A 14,686-nucleotide genomic window follows, 5' to 3' on the forward strand; every position below is an offset into this window, starting at 1 on the left:
CATTCTTATTCGTTATCCGTGCCGCCCTCGGCGGTTTAGCAGTATGGATGTCCAAAAGATAGTAAACAGGCGTTATCAGCTTTTAAATGAACAAAAAAGAATGTGTTATAACTTTCGGAAATAAACAGCGGATTTACCGGGTGGGAAGTATTTAGACCAATTTCAGCAATGATTATCTGCCGGATGCATATCTGCTGGCGGACGCGCGCAAAAAACGGTCATTTTTGCAGCATTTTATCCCGATATAGCCATCCCCACATCCAGACAACTTTACGTCTTGCTGTCCTGACATCCAAAAACGGTATTTATATTCCTTTCTGTTCTAAACGGCAGTGAATGGTTCTTTATTGAGAAAATTTCATCGCCCTATTATCCCGTCATGACATCCCGAAAGGAAAACATCATGACGATTTACCACTCCGTCACCGAACTGATTGGCCGCACGCCGCTGATCCAGCTGCATAAGCTTGATACCGGTCCCTGCTCACTGTTTCTGAAGCTGGAGAACCAGAACCCCGGCGGCTCGATTAAAGACCGCGTTGCGCTGTCGATGATTAACGAAGCGGAGCGTACCGGCCAGCTGCAGCCGGGCGGCACGATTATTGAGGCCACGGCGGGCAATACCGGCCTCGGCCTGGCGCTGATCGCCGCCCAGAAAGGCTACTCACTGATCCTCGTAGTGCCTGACAAAATGAGCCGCGAGAAGATTTTCCACCTGCGCGCGCTGGGTGCCCAGGTGGTGCTGACCCGCTCCGACGTCAACAAGGGCCATCCCGCCTATTACCAGGATTACGCCCGGCGTCTGGCTAACGAGCTGCCGGGCGCGTTTTACATCGACCAGTTTAATAACGTGGCCAACCCGCTGGCGCACCGCACCACCACGGCACCGGAACTCTATGAACAGCTTGACGGCAAGATTGACGCCATCGTGGTCGGCGTCGGCTCAGGTGGTACGCTCGGTGGCCTGCAGGCGTGGTTCGCCGAGCACTCTCCGCACACGGAGTTTGTCCTGGCTGACCCCGCCGGGTCGGTGCTGGCCGACCAGGTGGAAACCGGACGCTACCACGACGCGGGCTCCTGGCTGGTCGAAGGCATTGGCGAAGACTTTATTCCGCCGCTGGCCCACATTGAAGGGGTGAATCGCGCCTGGCGCATCACCGACCGCGAAGCCTTCGCCACCGCGCGCGAGCTGCTGAAGACGGAAGGCATTCTGGCGGGCTCCTCCAGCGGCACGCTGCTGGCGGCGGCGCTGAAGTATTGCCAGGCGCAGACCGTGGCGAAACGCGTGGTGACCTTCGCCTGCGACAGCGGCAATAAGTATCTCTCGAAGATGTTTAACGACGACTGGATGCGCCAGCAGGGGCTTATCACGCGCCCTCAGGCGGGCGATCTCTCCGACTACATTGCCCTGCGCCATGATGAAGGCGCTACCGTCACCGCCGCGCCGGACGATACGCTTTCCACCGTACTGGCACGCATGCGCCTGTATGACATCTCTCAGTTGCCGGTTCTGGAGAACGGCAAGGTGGTGGGCATTATCGACGAGTGGGATCTGCTGCGGCATATCGGCGGCGACGGCGACCGCTTTGCCCTGCCGGTCACGGCGGCCATGACCCGTCAGGTGGAATTTCTCGATAAACGTGCCACGGAGAGTGCCCTGCACGCCATCTTCGACCGCGGTCTGGTGGCCGTCATTAACGACAATGACCGTTTTCTCGGTCTGATTACGCGCAGCGACGTCCTGACCGCATGGCGCAATCGTCTACAGCAATAAAGGATGAAACGATGAAAAACCTGGCAACCCTGAGCGTCCACAGCGGCGCATTCAACGACCCGCACGGCGCCGTCATGCCGCCGATTTACGCCACGTCGACGTTTGCGCAACCGTCACCGGGCGAGCATACCGGCTATGAGTATTCCCGCAGCGGCAACCCAACGCGCCATGCGCTGGAAACCGCCATCGCCGAACTGGAAGGCGGCACGCGCGGCTACGCCTTTGCTTCCGGTCTGGCGGCCATCTCCACGGTGCTCGAGCTGCTGGATAAAGACAGCCATATCGTCGCCATTGATGACGTTTACGGCGGGACGTACCGCCTGATTGAAAACGTGCGCAAACGCAGCACCGGCCTGCAGGTCAGCTGGGTTAAGCCGGACAACCTGGCCGGGCTTGAGGCCGCCATTCGCCCGGAGACCCGCATGGTGTGGGTCGAAACGCCGACCAACCCGCTGCTGAAGCTGGCGGATCTGGCGGCCATTGCGGCGATCGCCCGTCGTCATAACGTCATCAGCGTGGCGGATAACACGTTCGCATCGCCGGTGATCCACCGTCCGCTGGAGTCCGGTTTCGATATCGTGGTGCACTCCGCCACCAAATACCTTAACGGCCACTCTGACGTGGTGGCTGGGCTGGCAGTGGTGGGAGATAATCCGGCGCTGGCGGACCAGCTTGGCTATCTGCAAAATGCGGTCGGTGGTGTCCTGGATCCGTTCAGCAGCTTCCTGACCCTGCGCGGTATCCGCACGCTTGCGCTGAGGGTAGAAAAGCACAGCAGCAACGCGCTGGAGATTGCGCAATGGCTGGCGCAGCATCCTCTGGTCGAAAAGGTATTCTATCCCGGCCTGGAATCACATCCGCAGTACCAACTAGCCCGCACGCAGATGGCGCTGCCCGGTGGCATGATTTCCGTCGTGGTAAAAGGCGATGCGCAACGCGCCACCGAGGTGATTCGCAACCTGAAGCTGTTCACCCTCGCGGAAAGCCTGGGCGGGGTGGAGAGCCTTGTGAGCCAGCCTTACAGCATGACGCACGCCTCGATTCCGCTGGAGCAACGGCTGGCAAACGGTATTGTGCCGCAGCTGATCCGCCTCTCGGTAGGCATTGAAGATCCAAAAGACCTGATTGCCGACCTCAGCCAGGCGCTGCAAAAATAAGCAAACGGCGGCAGGTCGCTCACCTGCCGCCAAAAGTTGTCATCATGGCTTAACGCCTTGATAACAATATTATGTGAAACGGCATTGATTAATTCTGAAACACCGTTTCCATTTTCCTTTTATCTTAAAATTAGCGTATAATGCGCGCCAAATCCCTGGTGAATGGTTTCAGCGCTTGGAATACAAAAAACAACGTACAACTTCTCCTCTCCTTCGTTGGGCTGTCACTCAGGCACACTTTCTTCTGCACGCTCATTTGATGTCTCCTATCCTTAGTGCGTGTCATATACTCTTTTGCAACACAGGTTTGACTCCGCGGCGGTGCGCCCCCGGAGCGAGATTTCCATATCCTTCCCAACTTAAAGACTAAGACTGTCATGAAAAAGACGAAAATTGTTTGTACTATCGGCCCGAAAACCGAATCCGAAGAGATGCTGAGCAAAATGCTGGACGCCGGCATGAACGTGATGCGTCTGAACTTTTCCCACGGTGACTACGCAGAACACGGTCAGCGTATTCAGAACTTGCGCAACGTGATGAGCAAGACCGGTAAAAAAGCGGCGATCCTGCTCGACACCAAGGGTCCGGAAATCCGTACCATCAAACTGGAAGGCGGTAACGACGTCTCTCTGAAAGCGGGCCAGACCTTCACCTTCACTACCGACAAATCCGTTGTTGGTAACAGCGAAATCGTTGCGGTCACCTATGAAGGCTTCACCAGCGATCTGTCCGTGGGTAACACCGTGCTGGTCGACGATGGTCTGATCGGTATGGAAGTCACAGCTATCGAAGGCAACAAAGTTATCTGTAAAGTGCTGAACAACGGCGACCTGGGCGAAAACAAAGGCGTTAACCTGCCGGGCGTTTCTATCGCGCTGCCAGCGCTGGCTGAAAAAGACAAGCAGGACCTGATCTTCGGCTGTGAGCAAGGCGTTGATTTCGTTGCGGCGTCCTTCATCCGTAAGCGTTCCGACGTGGTTGAAATTCGTGAGCACCTGAAAGCCCACGGCGGCGAGAAGATCCAGATCATCTCCAAAATCGAAAACCAGGAAGGCCTGAACAACTTCGACGAAATCCTCGAAGCGTCTGACGGCATCATGGTTGCTCGTGGCGACCTGGGCGTTGAAATCCCGGTTGAAGAAGTGATCTTCGCGCAGAAGATGATGATCGAGAAATGTGTTCGCGCGCGTAAAGTGGTTATCACCGCCACGCAGATGCTGGATTCCATGATCAAAAACCCACGCCCTACCCGCGCTGAAGCAGGCGACGTGGCGAACGCCATCCTCGACGGTACCGATGCAGTCATGCTGTCCGGTGAATCCGCGAAAGGGAAATACCCTCTGGAAGCGGTCGGCATCATGGCGACCATCTGCGAACGTACTGACCGCGTGATGACCAGCCGTCTGGACTTCAACAACGACAGCCGCAAGCTGCGCATCACTGAAGCAGTATGCCGCGGTGCGGTAGAAACCGCTGAGAAACTGGAAGCGCCACTGATTGTTGTTGCGACCCAGGGCGGTAAATCTGCGCGCGCAGTGCGTAAATACTTCCCGGATGCCACCATCCTGGCCCTGACCACCAACGAAACCACCGCACGTCAGCTGGTGCTGAGCAAAGGCGTGGTTGCGCACCTGGTCAAAGAGATCGCCTCTACTGACGATTTCTACATTCAGGGTAAAGCAATGGCTCTGGAAAGCGGTCTGGCGCAGAAGGGCGACGTGGTTGTAATGGTTTCTGGTGCTCTGGTACCAAGCGGAACAACCAATACTGCCTCCGTTCACGTGCTGTAATAATTCACGAACGAATTAAATTTGATAAAAAGCGCCCAATGGGCGCTTTTTTTATTCCCGGCATTAGCCAAATTCATTCAAAAAGCAAATCGGGTTTTTCTATTTAAATGCGATTTATCTAAGATGAATCCGATGAAAAATGCCTTTTTTTACATAGCTTTTTACTCAAAACGCACTGATTCGATGCTTCTTTGAGCGAACGATCAAAAATAGGCGTATTCCCATCAAAAAAATATTCTCAACCCAAAAAAGTTTGTGTAATACTTGTAACGCTACATGGAGATTAACTCAATCTAGAGGGTATTAATAATGAATCGTACTAAACTGGTACTGGGCGCGGTAATCCTGGGTTCTACTCTGCTGGCTGGTTGCTCCAGCAACGCTAAAATCGATCAGCTGTCTTCTGACGTTCAGACTCTGAACGCTAAAGTTGACCAGCTGAGCAACGACGTGAACGCAATGCGTTCCGACGTTCAGGCTGCTAAAGACGACGCAGCTCGCGCTAACCAGCGTCTGGACAACCAGGCTACTAAATACCGTAAGTAATAGTACCTGTTAATAAAATGGCGCACATTGTGCGCCATTTTTTTTGCCTGCGTCAAACTGCTACTGCGTTACCTTTTCCCCTTCCTCTTCTGCTACCGCAGCAGACACCCGGCTGTTCTGCACTGACAACACGCTATTGCTGGCCGACGGGCCGCTACCCGCGGATACGACAACCGGGATCCCGGCACGGCGCGCCAGGGCTTTATCAATTAACGCCTTATCGCTTCCGGCCTGAGAAACAAAGGTGGCAAAGTCTGCCGAGTGGGTAATGGGCGAAATCTGCGGGTTCTCGCCCTCCACCTGCGCCAGAGGACGGTGGACCTCAATATAACGTTTACCGTCCGGCTCAACCGAGAATTTCACCGGCTCGTTGATGATCTGTACCCGCGTGCCGACCCGCACCTGTTCAAACAGGGCTTTAATATCCGGGGCGTTCATTCGCATGCAGCCGGAACTGACGCGCAGACCTACGCTGTCCGGCGCGCTGGTACCGTGAATAAGATATTCCCCATTACCAATTCCCAGACGCAGCGCATAGCGCCCCAGCGGGTTATTTGGCCCTGCCGGGACGACGGGTGGCAATTTAATTCCCTGGGCCAGGGAACGCGCTCTGATGCCCGCCGTTGGCGTCCAGGTTGGATTAGGGATTTTTTGGCTGACGCGGGTGGTGCTCACCGGCGTTTCCAGCCCCAGCTGTCCGATGCCGAGCGGGAATACCTGGACAATATTTTCTCCCGGCGGGAAGTAGTAGAGCCGAAGCTCGGCCAGGTTAACCACAATGCCTTCGCGCGGGGTATCCGGCAGCAACATCTGCGACGGGATGGTGATAACGGTACCCGGTGCCGGGTTTACTGGCGCAATGGTATTGTTCGTTTCAAGGATCACCTGCGCCGCCGTATTAAACCGACGGGCGATAGTCTGAAGCTTATTATCCCCTTCCTGTATCGTGTAGGTTTGATTTTGCCCAATCAGGCGGCTGCCTGCAGGCGGCAACGGATAGTCCATCGCGCGGGCCGAATTAAACGTACCGAGCGAACTGAGGAGTAATAGAGTTATTAGAGACGCGCGCTTCATGCTGAGATTCCTTATTCACTGGCAGGATGCCAGAAAGCTGAAAAACCAGCGAGGCGGGAACCACCTCGCGAAACAGAATGAATGCTGTTCTGTAAGTCTAGCTAAGGATTGCAGCTTTGGCGCGAATGGCGCGAATCATCGCTTCCAGCCCCTGGGAGCGGGACGGGGTGAGGTGTTGGGTCAGGGCCATTTTTTCAAACCACGGGCGGACATCGAACGCGACGATATCCTGCGCCGACATCCGGTGGTAAAGAATAAAGACGACCGCAATCAGCCCTTTTACAATGGCCGCATCGCTGTCGCCGTGCAGGGCGATAGTGCCGTCGTCAGACTGCTCCATCACAATCCACACCTGGCTCTGGCAGCCCTGAATAATGTTTTCCGGGTTATGCGCCTCTTCACCGAGCGGAGGCAGACGCTGCCCCAGCTCGATGATATAAAGGTACTTCTCTTCCCAGTTTGCACAGCGTCCAAAGTTGCGCAGCAATTTGTCTCTGTCCGGCAGTTCTGCCATCTTTTGCCTCTTCTTAGCCCAGCAGCTGGTGAATGCGCTTAAGCCCCGCCACCAGCCTGTCGACCTCTTCCATTGTGTTATACATCACCAGCGATGCGCGGCACATTGCCGGCACTTGATAAAAGGCCATCAGCGGCATGGCGCAGTGGTGCCCGGTACGGACGGCCACGCCGTAATTATCGAGGAAGCTGCCCACGTCATAGGCGTGGTGTTTCCCCAGGTTAAAGACAATCACGCCCTGTCTGTCAGCCGGGCCATACAGGGTAAGGTTAGGCACGCTGGCAAGCTCCTGCAGCGCGTAGTGCATCAGCAGCTGTTCGTACTCCTGAATGGCGTCGAGGCCGATTGCGGAGACGTAAGACACCGCCGCCCCCAGGCCGATAATCCCGCCGGTGTTGGGGGTGCCCGCCTCGAAACGCCAGGGCGCGCGGGCGTAGGTTGTCCCTTCCGTCAGGCTGACGGTGGCGATCATCGATCCGCCCCCTTCCCACGGCGGCATCGCCTGCAGGATGTCCTCTTTCACATACAGCACGCCAATCCCGGTCGGGCCATAGAGCTTATGCCCGGAGAATACGTAGAAATCGCAGTCCAGCGCCTGCACGTCCACCGCGTGGTGCATCACCGCCTGCGCGCCGTCAATCAGCACCTTCGCGCCGGCCTGATGGGCTTTTGCGATAATCTCTGTCACCGGGTTTTCGGTGCCCAGCACGTTAGAGACCTGAGTGACCGCCACCAGCCGCGTTTTATCGTCCAGCAGGGCGTCAAGCTGCTCCAGCTGCAGCGTGCCATCGTCGTTCAACGGAACGACCCGCAGCTGCGCGCCGACACGCTCGCAGAGCATCTGCCACGGCACAATATTGGCATGGTGCTCCATCTGGGTGATGATGATGTTATCCCCCGCGCGCACCTGGGCGTTGCCCCAGCTGTTGGCGACAAGGTTAATCCCCTCGGTTGTGCCGCGCACAAATACCAGCTCTTCCGGCAGGCGTGCATTGAGGAAGGATGCAATTTGCGTGCGCACGTTTTCCATGCGCTGGGTCGCCTCGGCGCTCAGGGTATGAATACCGCGATGCACGGCGGCGTAGCCGTGGCGGTAGAACTCGGCTTCCGCATCCACCACCTGATTCGGCTTCTGCGCGCTGGCCGCGCTGTCGAGATAGGCCAGCGGCAGGCCGTTCACTTCACGGGTCAGAACCGGGAAATCGGCCCGCACTTTCTCTACGGGAAAACTCATGCTTCGCCTCCGGGCAGACGCTGACCAATGCGGGCCAGCACCTGCTGCTTCAATACGCCATCGTGCAGCGCTTCCGTAAGCTCCGCCGCAAAGGCGTAGATGATCATTTTCTGCGCCGCCTGCTGGTCGATGCCGCGCGAGCGCAGGTAGAACATCTGCTCGTCGTCGATCCGACCGACCGTCGCGCCGTGGCTGCATTTTACGTCGTCGGCGTAGATCTCCAGCTGCGGCTTGGTGTCCACTTCCGCCAGGCGCCCCAGCAGCAGATTGTTGTTGGTCATCTGCCCGTCGGTTTTGATGGCGTGCTGGGCCACGTTAATCAGGCCGTTAAACACCGCCCGCCCTTTATCGCTGACGATGGTTTTGTGCAGCTGGCGGCTGTTGCAGTAGCCTTTGTTGTGCTCAAGCCAGGTGCGCGTGTCGCACACTTCTGCCTTCACCGGCATCGCCAGGCTGTTGATGCGCAACGTAGTGTTTTCACCGTTAAGCTGCGTGCTGGTGTTGTGGCGCAGCACCGCGCCGCCGAGCAGGAAGCTGTGGCTGTACGCCGCGGCATCCTGGCCCAGCAGAAGATCGTTATGGGCAAAATGGTGGCTCTGCGGATTCTCAAACGCCAGCTTAATATGGTGAAGCTGCGCATTGGCGGCAACGTTCATCGTCAGCCGGGACCCGGTAAAATGGCGGGTCTCGTTGAGGCTGACGTAATGTTCGATTACCGTGGCCTCCGCCCCCTCCGCCAGCTCAAGGTGATGGCGATAGTGCGCGGTGTTGATCTCATCGCCCTCCACGCCCTGTGTGATGTGCATCAGCAGCAGCGGTTTTGCCGGACGCTGGTTACGCTTGACCTGAATATGCGTCACGCTGCGGGCCAGGCTCTCGGTCAGGTGGAGGAAAACTTCCGGCTGAACCGGGGCGCTCAGGCTCTGGCGGTCGTCGTTAATGACGATATCGAACCCGCTATCCCGGGCGTCATCACTCAGTTCTGGACGCCAGACGCCGTCGACAAAGACCAGACGCACCGCATCCACCGTCAGCGCCAGAGCGTCGCGCCGGGCCGGATCAATCTCCGCCAGACGCGTCACAAACTCGCCGTTCAGCAGGCCGTCGAGTGGGGTGTATTTCCAGTTCTCATGCTTCCGCGTCGGCAGGCCGAGGCGCAGCATCTGCTGCAGGTGCTGCTGCGCCTGCTCGGAGCGCGTATTACCCTGCTCCTCAAACAGCCGGTGCCACTGCTGGAGCGCATTACTGCTGTTCGGTAAGCCAGCCATAGCCCTGCTCCTCCAGTTGTTTAACCAGCGTAAAATCACCGGATTTCACAATACGTCCCTGGTAAAGCACGTGGACGTAGTCCGGCTTGATGTAGTCCAGAATGCGCTGGTAGTGGGTGACGATAATGAACGAGCGCTTGCCGTCGCGCAGGGAATTCACCCCGTCGGCGACAATCTTCAGGGCATCGATATCCAGACCGGAGTCGGTCTCATCCAGAATGCACAGCTCGGGCTCGAGCACCGCCATCTGCAGGATATCGTTACGCTTTTTCTCGCCGCCGGAAAAGCCGACGTTGACCGAGCGGGTCAGCAGGTCTTCTGGCATTTTCAGCAGTTTGATCTTCTCTTCCATGAGATCCTGGAAGTCGAAGCGATCCAGCGCCTCCTGGCCGCGATACTTGCGCACCGCATTCAGCGCCGTCTGGAGGAAAAACTGGTTGCTGACGCCCGGAATTTCCACCGGGTACTGGAAGGCCATAAAGATGCCCTCACCCGCGCGGTCTTCCGGCGACATCTCCAGAAGATCTTTGCCGTTAAATTCGACCGAGCCGCCTGTCACTTCGTAATCTTCACGTCCCGCCAGCGTCGCTGAAAGCGTACTTTTCCCGGAGCCGTTTGGCCCCATGATGGCGTGAACTTCACCCGGCTTGACGTCAAAATTGAGACCGCGCAGGATCGCTTTCTCTTCCACGCTGACCTGTAAATCTTTAATGCTTAACATGTGCTTTCCTTAACCGACGCTGTGTTCAAGACTAATGGCGAGGAGTTTTTGTGCTTCAACGGCGAATTCCAGCGGCAGTTCAGAGAACACGTCCTTACAGAAGCCGTTCACAATCATCGAAATGGCATCTTCTTCGCTGATGCCGCGCTGCAGGCAGTAGAAGAGCTGATCTTCCCCAATGCGTGACGTGGTCGCCTCGTGCTCCAGCTGAGCCGTGTTGTTGCGACACTCCACGTACGGGAAGGTATGCGCCCCGCAGTCGGCACCGATCAGCATTGAATCACACTGGGTGAAGTTACGCGCGTTGGTGGCCGTCGGCATGATTTTCACCAGCCCGCGATAGCTGTTCTGGCTATGCCCGGCGGAGATCCCCTTCGAGATAATCGTCGATTTGGTGTTTTTCCCAATGTGGATCATCTTGGTGCCGGTATCGGCCTGCTGGTGCCCGCTGGTCAGCGCCACCGAGTAAAACTCACCGATGGAATTATCCCCGCGCAGAATACAGCTCGGGTATTTCCAGGTAATAGCGGAGCCGGTTTCCGACTGCGTCCAGGACATTTTGCTGTTTTCGCCTTCGCACAGCGCACGCTTGGTGACGAAGTTCAGGATACCGCCGGTATTGCCGTCGCCGGGGAACCAGTTCTGCACCGTGGAGTATTTCACCTCGGCGTCTTTGTGAATGATGACCTCTACCACCGCCGCGTGCAGCTGGTAGCTGTCGCGCACCGGGGCGGAGCACCCTTCGATATAGCTGACGTAGCTGCCTTCGTCCGCTACCAGAATGGTGCGTTCAAACTGTCCGGTTTTTTCGGCGTTGATGCGGAAATAGGTGGAGAGCTCCATCGGGCAGCGCACGCCTTTCGGCACGTAGATAAAGGTGCCGTCAGAGGCTACCGCGGCGTTCAGCGCGGCGAAGAAGTTATCGTTGCTCGGTACCACGGTGCCGATGTACTTTTTCACCAGATCGGGATGGTCATGAATGGCTTCGCCAAAGGAGCAGAAAATGATCCCCTGCTCGGCCAGCTTTTCACGGTAAGTGGTCGCCACCGAGACGGAGTCGAAAATGGCGTCCACCGCCACCTCTCTCCCCTCGCGCACGGGCACGCCCAGCTGGTTAAACGCCTCTTCAACCTCTTTGCTCAGGAAGCTGTTCTCGGCACCGGTCTGCTGGACCGCGCCGGGCTGCGAGGCGCAGGTATCGTCACAGCTGCCGCAGGAGGGTGCGGAGTAGTAGCTGTAATCCTGATAGTTCAGCTTGTCGTAGTGGGCTTTCAGCCAGTGCGGCTCCTCCATCTCCAGCCAGGCGCGGAATGCGCTCAGGCGAAATTCGAGCATCCACTCGGGCTCGTTACGTTTAGCCGAAATGGCGCGCACCACATCTTCATTAATGCCTTTCGCCAGCTCGTCGGTCTGCAGCTGCGTGAAAAAACCCTCTTTATAGTTGAGGTGTCCGCCGCTCCAGGTGTTTACATCACTCGTTGCTTCAGTATTACGAGACATAGTACCGCCTATACCCCAAAGCTTTCGCCGCAGCCGCATTCGTTCTGGGCTTTCGGGTTATGAAATTTGAATAACTGGTTTAAACCTTCCCGCACGTAATCCACTTCGGTTCCATCGATAAACGGCATAGCCTGCAGCGCGACGTACAGCTTTGCGCCGTCGGTTTCAAACACCAGGTCATCTTTTTCCGGTGCGGTGACGGTATCCAGCACGTAGCCAAAGCCCGCGCAGCCGGTCTGCTTAACGCCTAAGCGCACGCCGAGAATGTCGGGATTTTTTGCCACCAGCTCGTGGATATGCGCCGCCGCCGCAGGCGTGAGCGTTAATCCTCGCCAGGCAAAATCGGCAGGATTGAAGGTTTCTGAATGCAGTTCCATAGGTCCACCTCATCTGATTAGCCATCAGGGCATAACACCATGTTAGTGATAACGATTATCACTTCAACCCTCTGTCAGCAGGGGCATTCGGCTAAACCGCCCTTTTTGTCTACTTTTATTAAGCATAGACCCTGTCTGAAGATGCGGGCGGGATGGATTTAATTGTTCAATACTTTGAAAATTAATGGATTATCTGTTGGAGAAAACAGCGAAGAGAGGAAAAGTAAAATATGTATCGGAAATGCCTATTTTTGAGATAGCTTTTGTTCTGGGAGTGTCTAAAACAATAAAAGGCCCTCAAGGCCTCTGATTATTATTGGTGAAATGAAACGCTAAAACCCTGCTCACGCCAGTGGTCGAGCTGTTCCTGCTGACGCGGTGTTAGCGTTTTTCCCGTCCAGACGAAGATTTTTTGCCCCGGGAAAAGTTCAGGACGCGGAGAATCAATCGGGTCCGCCAGCACGTCAATGTGCCAGCCTTGCTGCGCCAGCCGCGCGGCTTCAAGCCAAAGATGGGTACGGTCATCGCATTCCCAGCCGATAAGCAACGCATCTTTACCCGCTTTCTTGCGCGACTCCGCCAGGCTTAGAACCGCGAATTCAATCAGGACGCCGTCAAGCATGCTCGCCATGTGGCGTACAGTATTTTGATCCTGATTCATTCGCTGGCGGACGGGGGAAATGATGTTATCAATCAGCGCATCCATGGCGTGATCCCGGCGGAACTCACCGATTTTGGCGCGCAGCTTTGCCGGGCTGGCATAACGCAGAACGGTCATCATCTCTTCCTGGAACGAGACCCAGTTACCCTGAGTCAGGACTTCTTTATTTTCCAGCAAGGCTTTTACTTTTCCGACCGAAACGCCGCTTTTCATCAGGCGTTTGATCTCTTCAATACGCAGGATATCTTCATCGTCAAACTGACGATGACCTCCTTCGCTGCGCTGCGGCTTCAACAATCCATAACGTCGCTGCCAGGCACGCAGCGTAACGGGGTTGATACCGCATCGTTCGGCCACTTCGCCGATACTGTAATAGGCCATTAACTCCCTCACGCTCAGAACTTCCATACCTAACTACACCAACCTTATCAGATTGTACAAACCATTTGTATAACTAAGACCGCATTTTGCTCAGGTGAAAGGGGTCGTTCTCCCTTCACCTGTTAATACATTGTTGTCTAAAGTTTGCTTCTCGTACAGTTAAGTCTGCCGAATTTTGTACAGCTTTATCAAAAATCGAATTTTTTCTCCGGCCATGCAATCGCCGGAATTCCGCCATGCCGGGGGCTTGCAAACAGATGGCCCTGGAACTGGGAAATGCCCGCAGATTCCAGCCACATCCACTCTTCTGCCTTCTCCACGCCGACCGCGCAGAACTGAATTTCCAGCGAGGAACAGCATTTGATAATCGCCTGAATGATGGCCTGTCGAGGGCCACTTTTATGCACGTTCGCGACGAGATCGCGATTAATCTTAATTCTGTCGGGCTGGAATTGGGCCAGTAGCTGTAGTCCCGCAAAGCCGGCACCAAAGTGATCGATCGTCACGCTGATGCCTGCACTTTTTAGCTGTCTGACTGAATCCGTGAACTCGTCAAAACGGGAAATGGCTTCACTTTCGGTAAACTCCACCACAATTTGCTCAGGAACAAAACCGTTTGCTCCAATCGCGGTGAGCAGGAAATCAACGGCGTTAGGAATGTTAACCAGCGTCATAGGCAGCAGGTTGAGGGATAACGTCTGGTTCTGCAACCCGAGTGCGCTGGCCATTGAGAGTGCCACCTGCTTGCTGTGCAAATCAGAGGTATACACGTCGTCACGCGGCAGATTGGCGAAGTAGATCCCCGGAGCGCCGCCGTCAGGCGTGCGGAGAAGCGCCTCCCAGGAGACAACCTGCTGCATAAACGGATCGACTATCGGCTGGAAAGCAAAGCTGCAATCCGCTCCTTTCGCGACTACCTCGGGTTGCGCTGACAAGCGTGTTTCTTCGCGAACGAACTCCCAGGAATCCGCAGGCGGCAGTTCAAAATAGTTCGCTTTTTCCGTGGCCTCGACAAAGGTACGGAAAAACTGCAGCGGACGGTCATTGTAAGTCAGCTGATAGCGTGTTGTTCCCTTGTTCAGCACCTGTTGCAGCACCTCGTTCCTGTCGAACTGGCGCAAATCAAAAAGCTCCATCCCCACCTTGCCAAAACGCCGGACGGGGCCGTGATCGCGCATCAGCTCGACTACGTTATGGTGTCGCGGGTCGTTGCAGATCTCCTCATAAATAGCAGAAACATGCTCCACTGGCCCCTCAAGCAACTGAAAAAAATGTGTGCCGTTAAACAGCAAGATCCCCGTGACGTTGGCTTGCCGGTTTTTATTATTTGCAGCAGCGACCATAGCTTCCAGTGCTTTCACTGGAACGTCCTCGCAGATATGACTGCGGTAAATGATGGTTGTAAGCATGCGATTCCTGGGGGTTAAGGGTTTTGACCACAAAAACATGTGGAGAGACTTCTCTTATAGCACATTAATTGCCTCACAAATAATTTACATCTCAATCATTTACGCCCGTTAATGGCACTCTCACAAGTGTTGTACAACTTAACAGCGGCCGTGCGTTTTGTACAATATATTCTGTAGCATTACCGTTTCATGAACAACAAACAAGCAATTGAAAAATAGAGCATTTATAAAATATATCCTGATCTGTCTCTTATACACATCTGACGCTGCCGACGACGGA

The 14,686-nt window shown here is 55.5% G+C and carries 13 protein-coding genes; 4 read left to right on the forward strand and 9 right to left on the reverse strand.

The annotated features are described in order from the left end of the window. Positions 1-403: 403 nt before the first annotated feature. The 4 genes from HBA26_RS21535 (at position 404) to lpp (ending at position 5,267) form a co-directional block, all read left to right on the forward strand. Positions 404-1,774: a cystathionine beta-synthase gene (locus tag HBA26_RS21535; RefSeq protein ID WP_126345696.1), complete on the forward strand. Its 1,371-nt coding sequence runs from the start codon at positions 404-406 to the stop codon at positions 1,772-1,774. Positions 1,775-1,785: 11 nt separating this feature from the next. Beyond that, positions 1,786-2,931, forward strand: coding sequence for a PLP-dependent aspartate aminotransferase family protein (locus HBA26_RS21540; protein WP_126345697.1), 1,146 nt, complete (start codon positions 1,786-1,788; stop codon positions 2,929-2,931). A 377-nt stretch (positions 2,932-3,308) separates the two neighbouring features. Further along, positions 3,309-4,721 (forward strand): pyruvate kinase PykF, encoded by a 1,413-nt coding sequence (gene pykF / locus HBA26_RS21545; protein WP_014883536.1) that lies wholly within the window; start codon positions 3,309-3,311, stop codon positions 4,719-4,721. 309 nt (positions 4,722-5,030) lie between these two features. Next, positions 5,031-5,267, forward strand: a complete 237-nt coding sequence (gene lpp / locus HBA26_RS21550; RefSeq protein ID WP_001082307.1) for a murein lipoprotein Lpp — start codon at positions 5,031-5,033, stop codon at positions 5,265-5,267. 60 nt (positions 5,268-5,327) lie between these two features. Here lpp and HBA26_RS21555 read toward each other — a convergent pair whose 3' ends face one another. From HBA26_RS21555 to HBA26_RS21595, 9 genes are all read right to left on the reverse strand, one after another. Next, positions 5,328-6,341, reverse strand: coding sequence for a L,D-transpeptidase family protein (locus HBA26_RS21555; RefSeq protein WP_028012870.1), 1,014 nt, complete (start codon positions 6,339-6,341; stop codon positions 5,328-5,330). A 97-nt stretch (positions 6,342-6,438) separates the two neighbouring features. Next, complete coding sequence (gene sufE / locus HBA26_RS21560; protein ID WP_028012869.1) at positions 6,439-6,855, reverse strand: cysteine desulfuration protein SufE; 417 nt, start codon at positions 6,853-6,855, stop codon at positions 6,439-6,441. A 13-nt stretch (positions 6,856-6,868) separates the two neighbouring features. Beyond that, positions 6,869-8,089 (reverse strand): cysteine desulfurase SufS, encoded by a 1,221-nt coding sequence (sufS, locus tag HBA26_RS21565; RefSeq protein WP_166721041.1) that lies wholly within the window; start codon positions 8,087-8,089, stop codon positions 6,869-6,871. After that, positions 8,086-9,357 (reverse strand): Fe-S cluster assembly protein SufD, encoded by a 1,272-nt coding sequence (sufD, locus tag HBA26_RS21570; protein ID WP_041910382.1) that lies wholly within the window; start codon positions 9,355-9,357, stop codon positions 8,086-8,088. The genes sufS and sufD overlap by 4 nt, the downstream gene beginning before the upstream one ends. Continuing rightward, positions 9,332-10,078 (reverse strand): Fe-S cluster assembly ATPase SufC, encoded by a 747-nt coding sequence (sufC, locus tag HBA26_RS21575; protein WP_041910384.1) that lies wholly within the window; start codon positions 10,076-10,078, stop codon positions 9,332-9,334. The genes sufD and sufC overlap by 26 nt, the downstream gene beginning before the upstream one ends. Before the next feature lie 9 nt (positions 10,079-10,087). After that, positions 10,088-11,578 (reverse strand): Fe-S cluster assembly protein SufB, encoded by a 1,491-nt coding sequence (gene sufB / locus HBA26_RS21580; RefSeq protein WP_028012865.1) that lies wholly within the window; start codon positions 11,576-11,578, stop codon positions 10,088-10,090. An 8-nt stretch (positions 11,579-11,586) separates the two neighbouring features. Then, positions 11,587-11,955 (reverse strand): Fe-S cluster assembly scaffold SufA, encoded by a 369-nt coding sequence (sufA, locus tag HBA26_RS21585; protein WP_041910386.1) that lies wholly within the window; start codon positions 11,953-11,955, stop codon positions 11,587-11,589. 313 nt (positions 11,956-12,268) lie between these two features. Beyond that, on the reverse strand, positions 12,269-12,997 hold the full coding sequence (locus tag HBA26_RS21590) for a MerR family transcriptional regulator (protein ID WP_048956258.1): 729 nt from the start codon (positions 12,995-12,997) through the stop codon (positions 12,269-12,271). Positions 12,998-13,185: 188 nt separating this feature from the next. Beyond that, positions 13,186-14,406 carry a diguanylate phosphodiesterase gene (locus tag HBA26_RS21595; RefSeq protein WP_047368385.1) on the reverse strand — a complete coding sequence of 407 codons (1,221 nt, stop codon included), beginning with the start codon at positions 14,404-14,406 and terminating at the stop codon, positions 13,186-13,188. Positions 14,407-14,686: the final 280 nt, after the last annotated feature.

The organism is Enterobacter sp. 725m/11 (genome assembly GCF_011683705.1).
Taxonomy (GTDB): domain Bacteria; phylum Pseudomonadota; class Gammaproteobacteria; order Enterobacterales; family Enterobacteriaceae; genus Enterobacter; species Enterobacter bugandensis.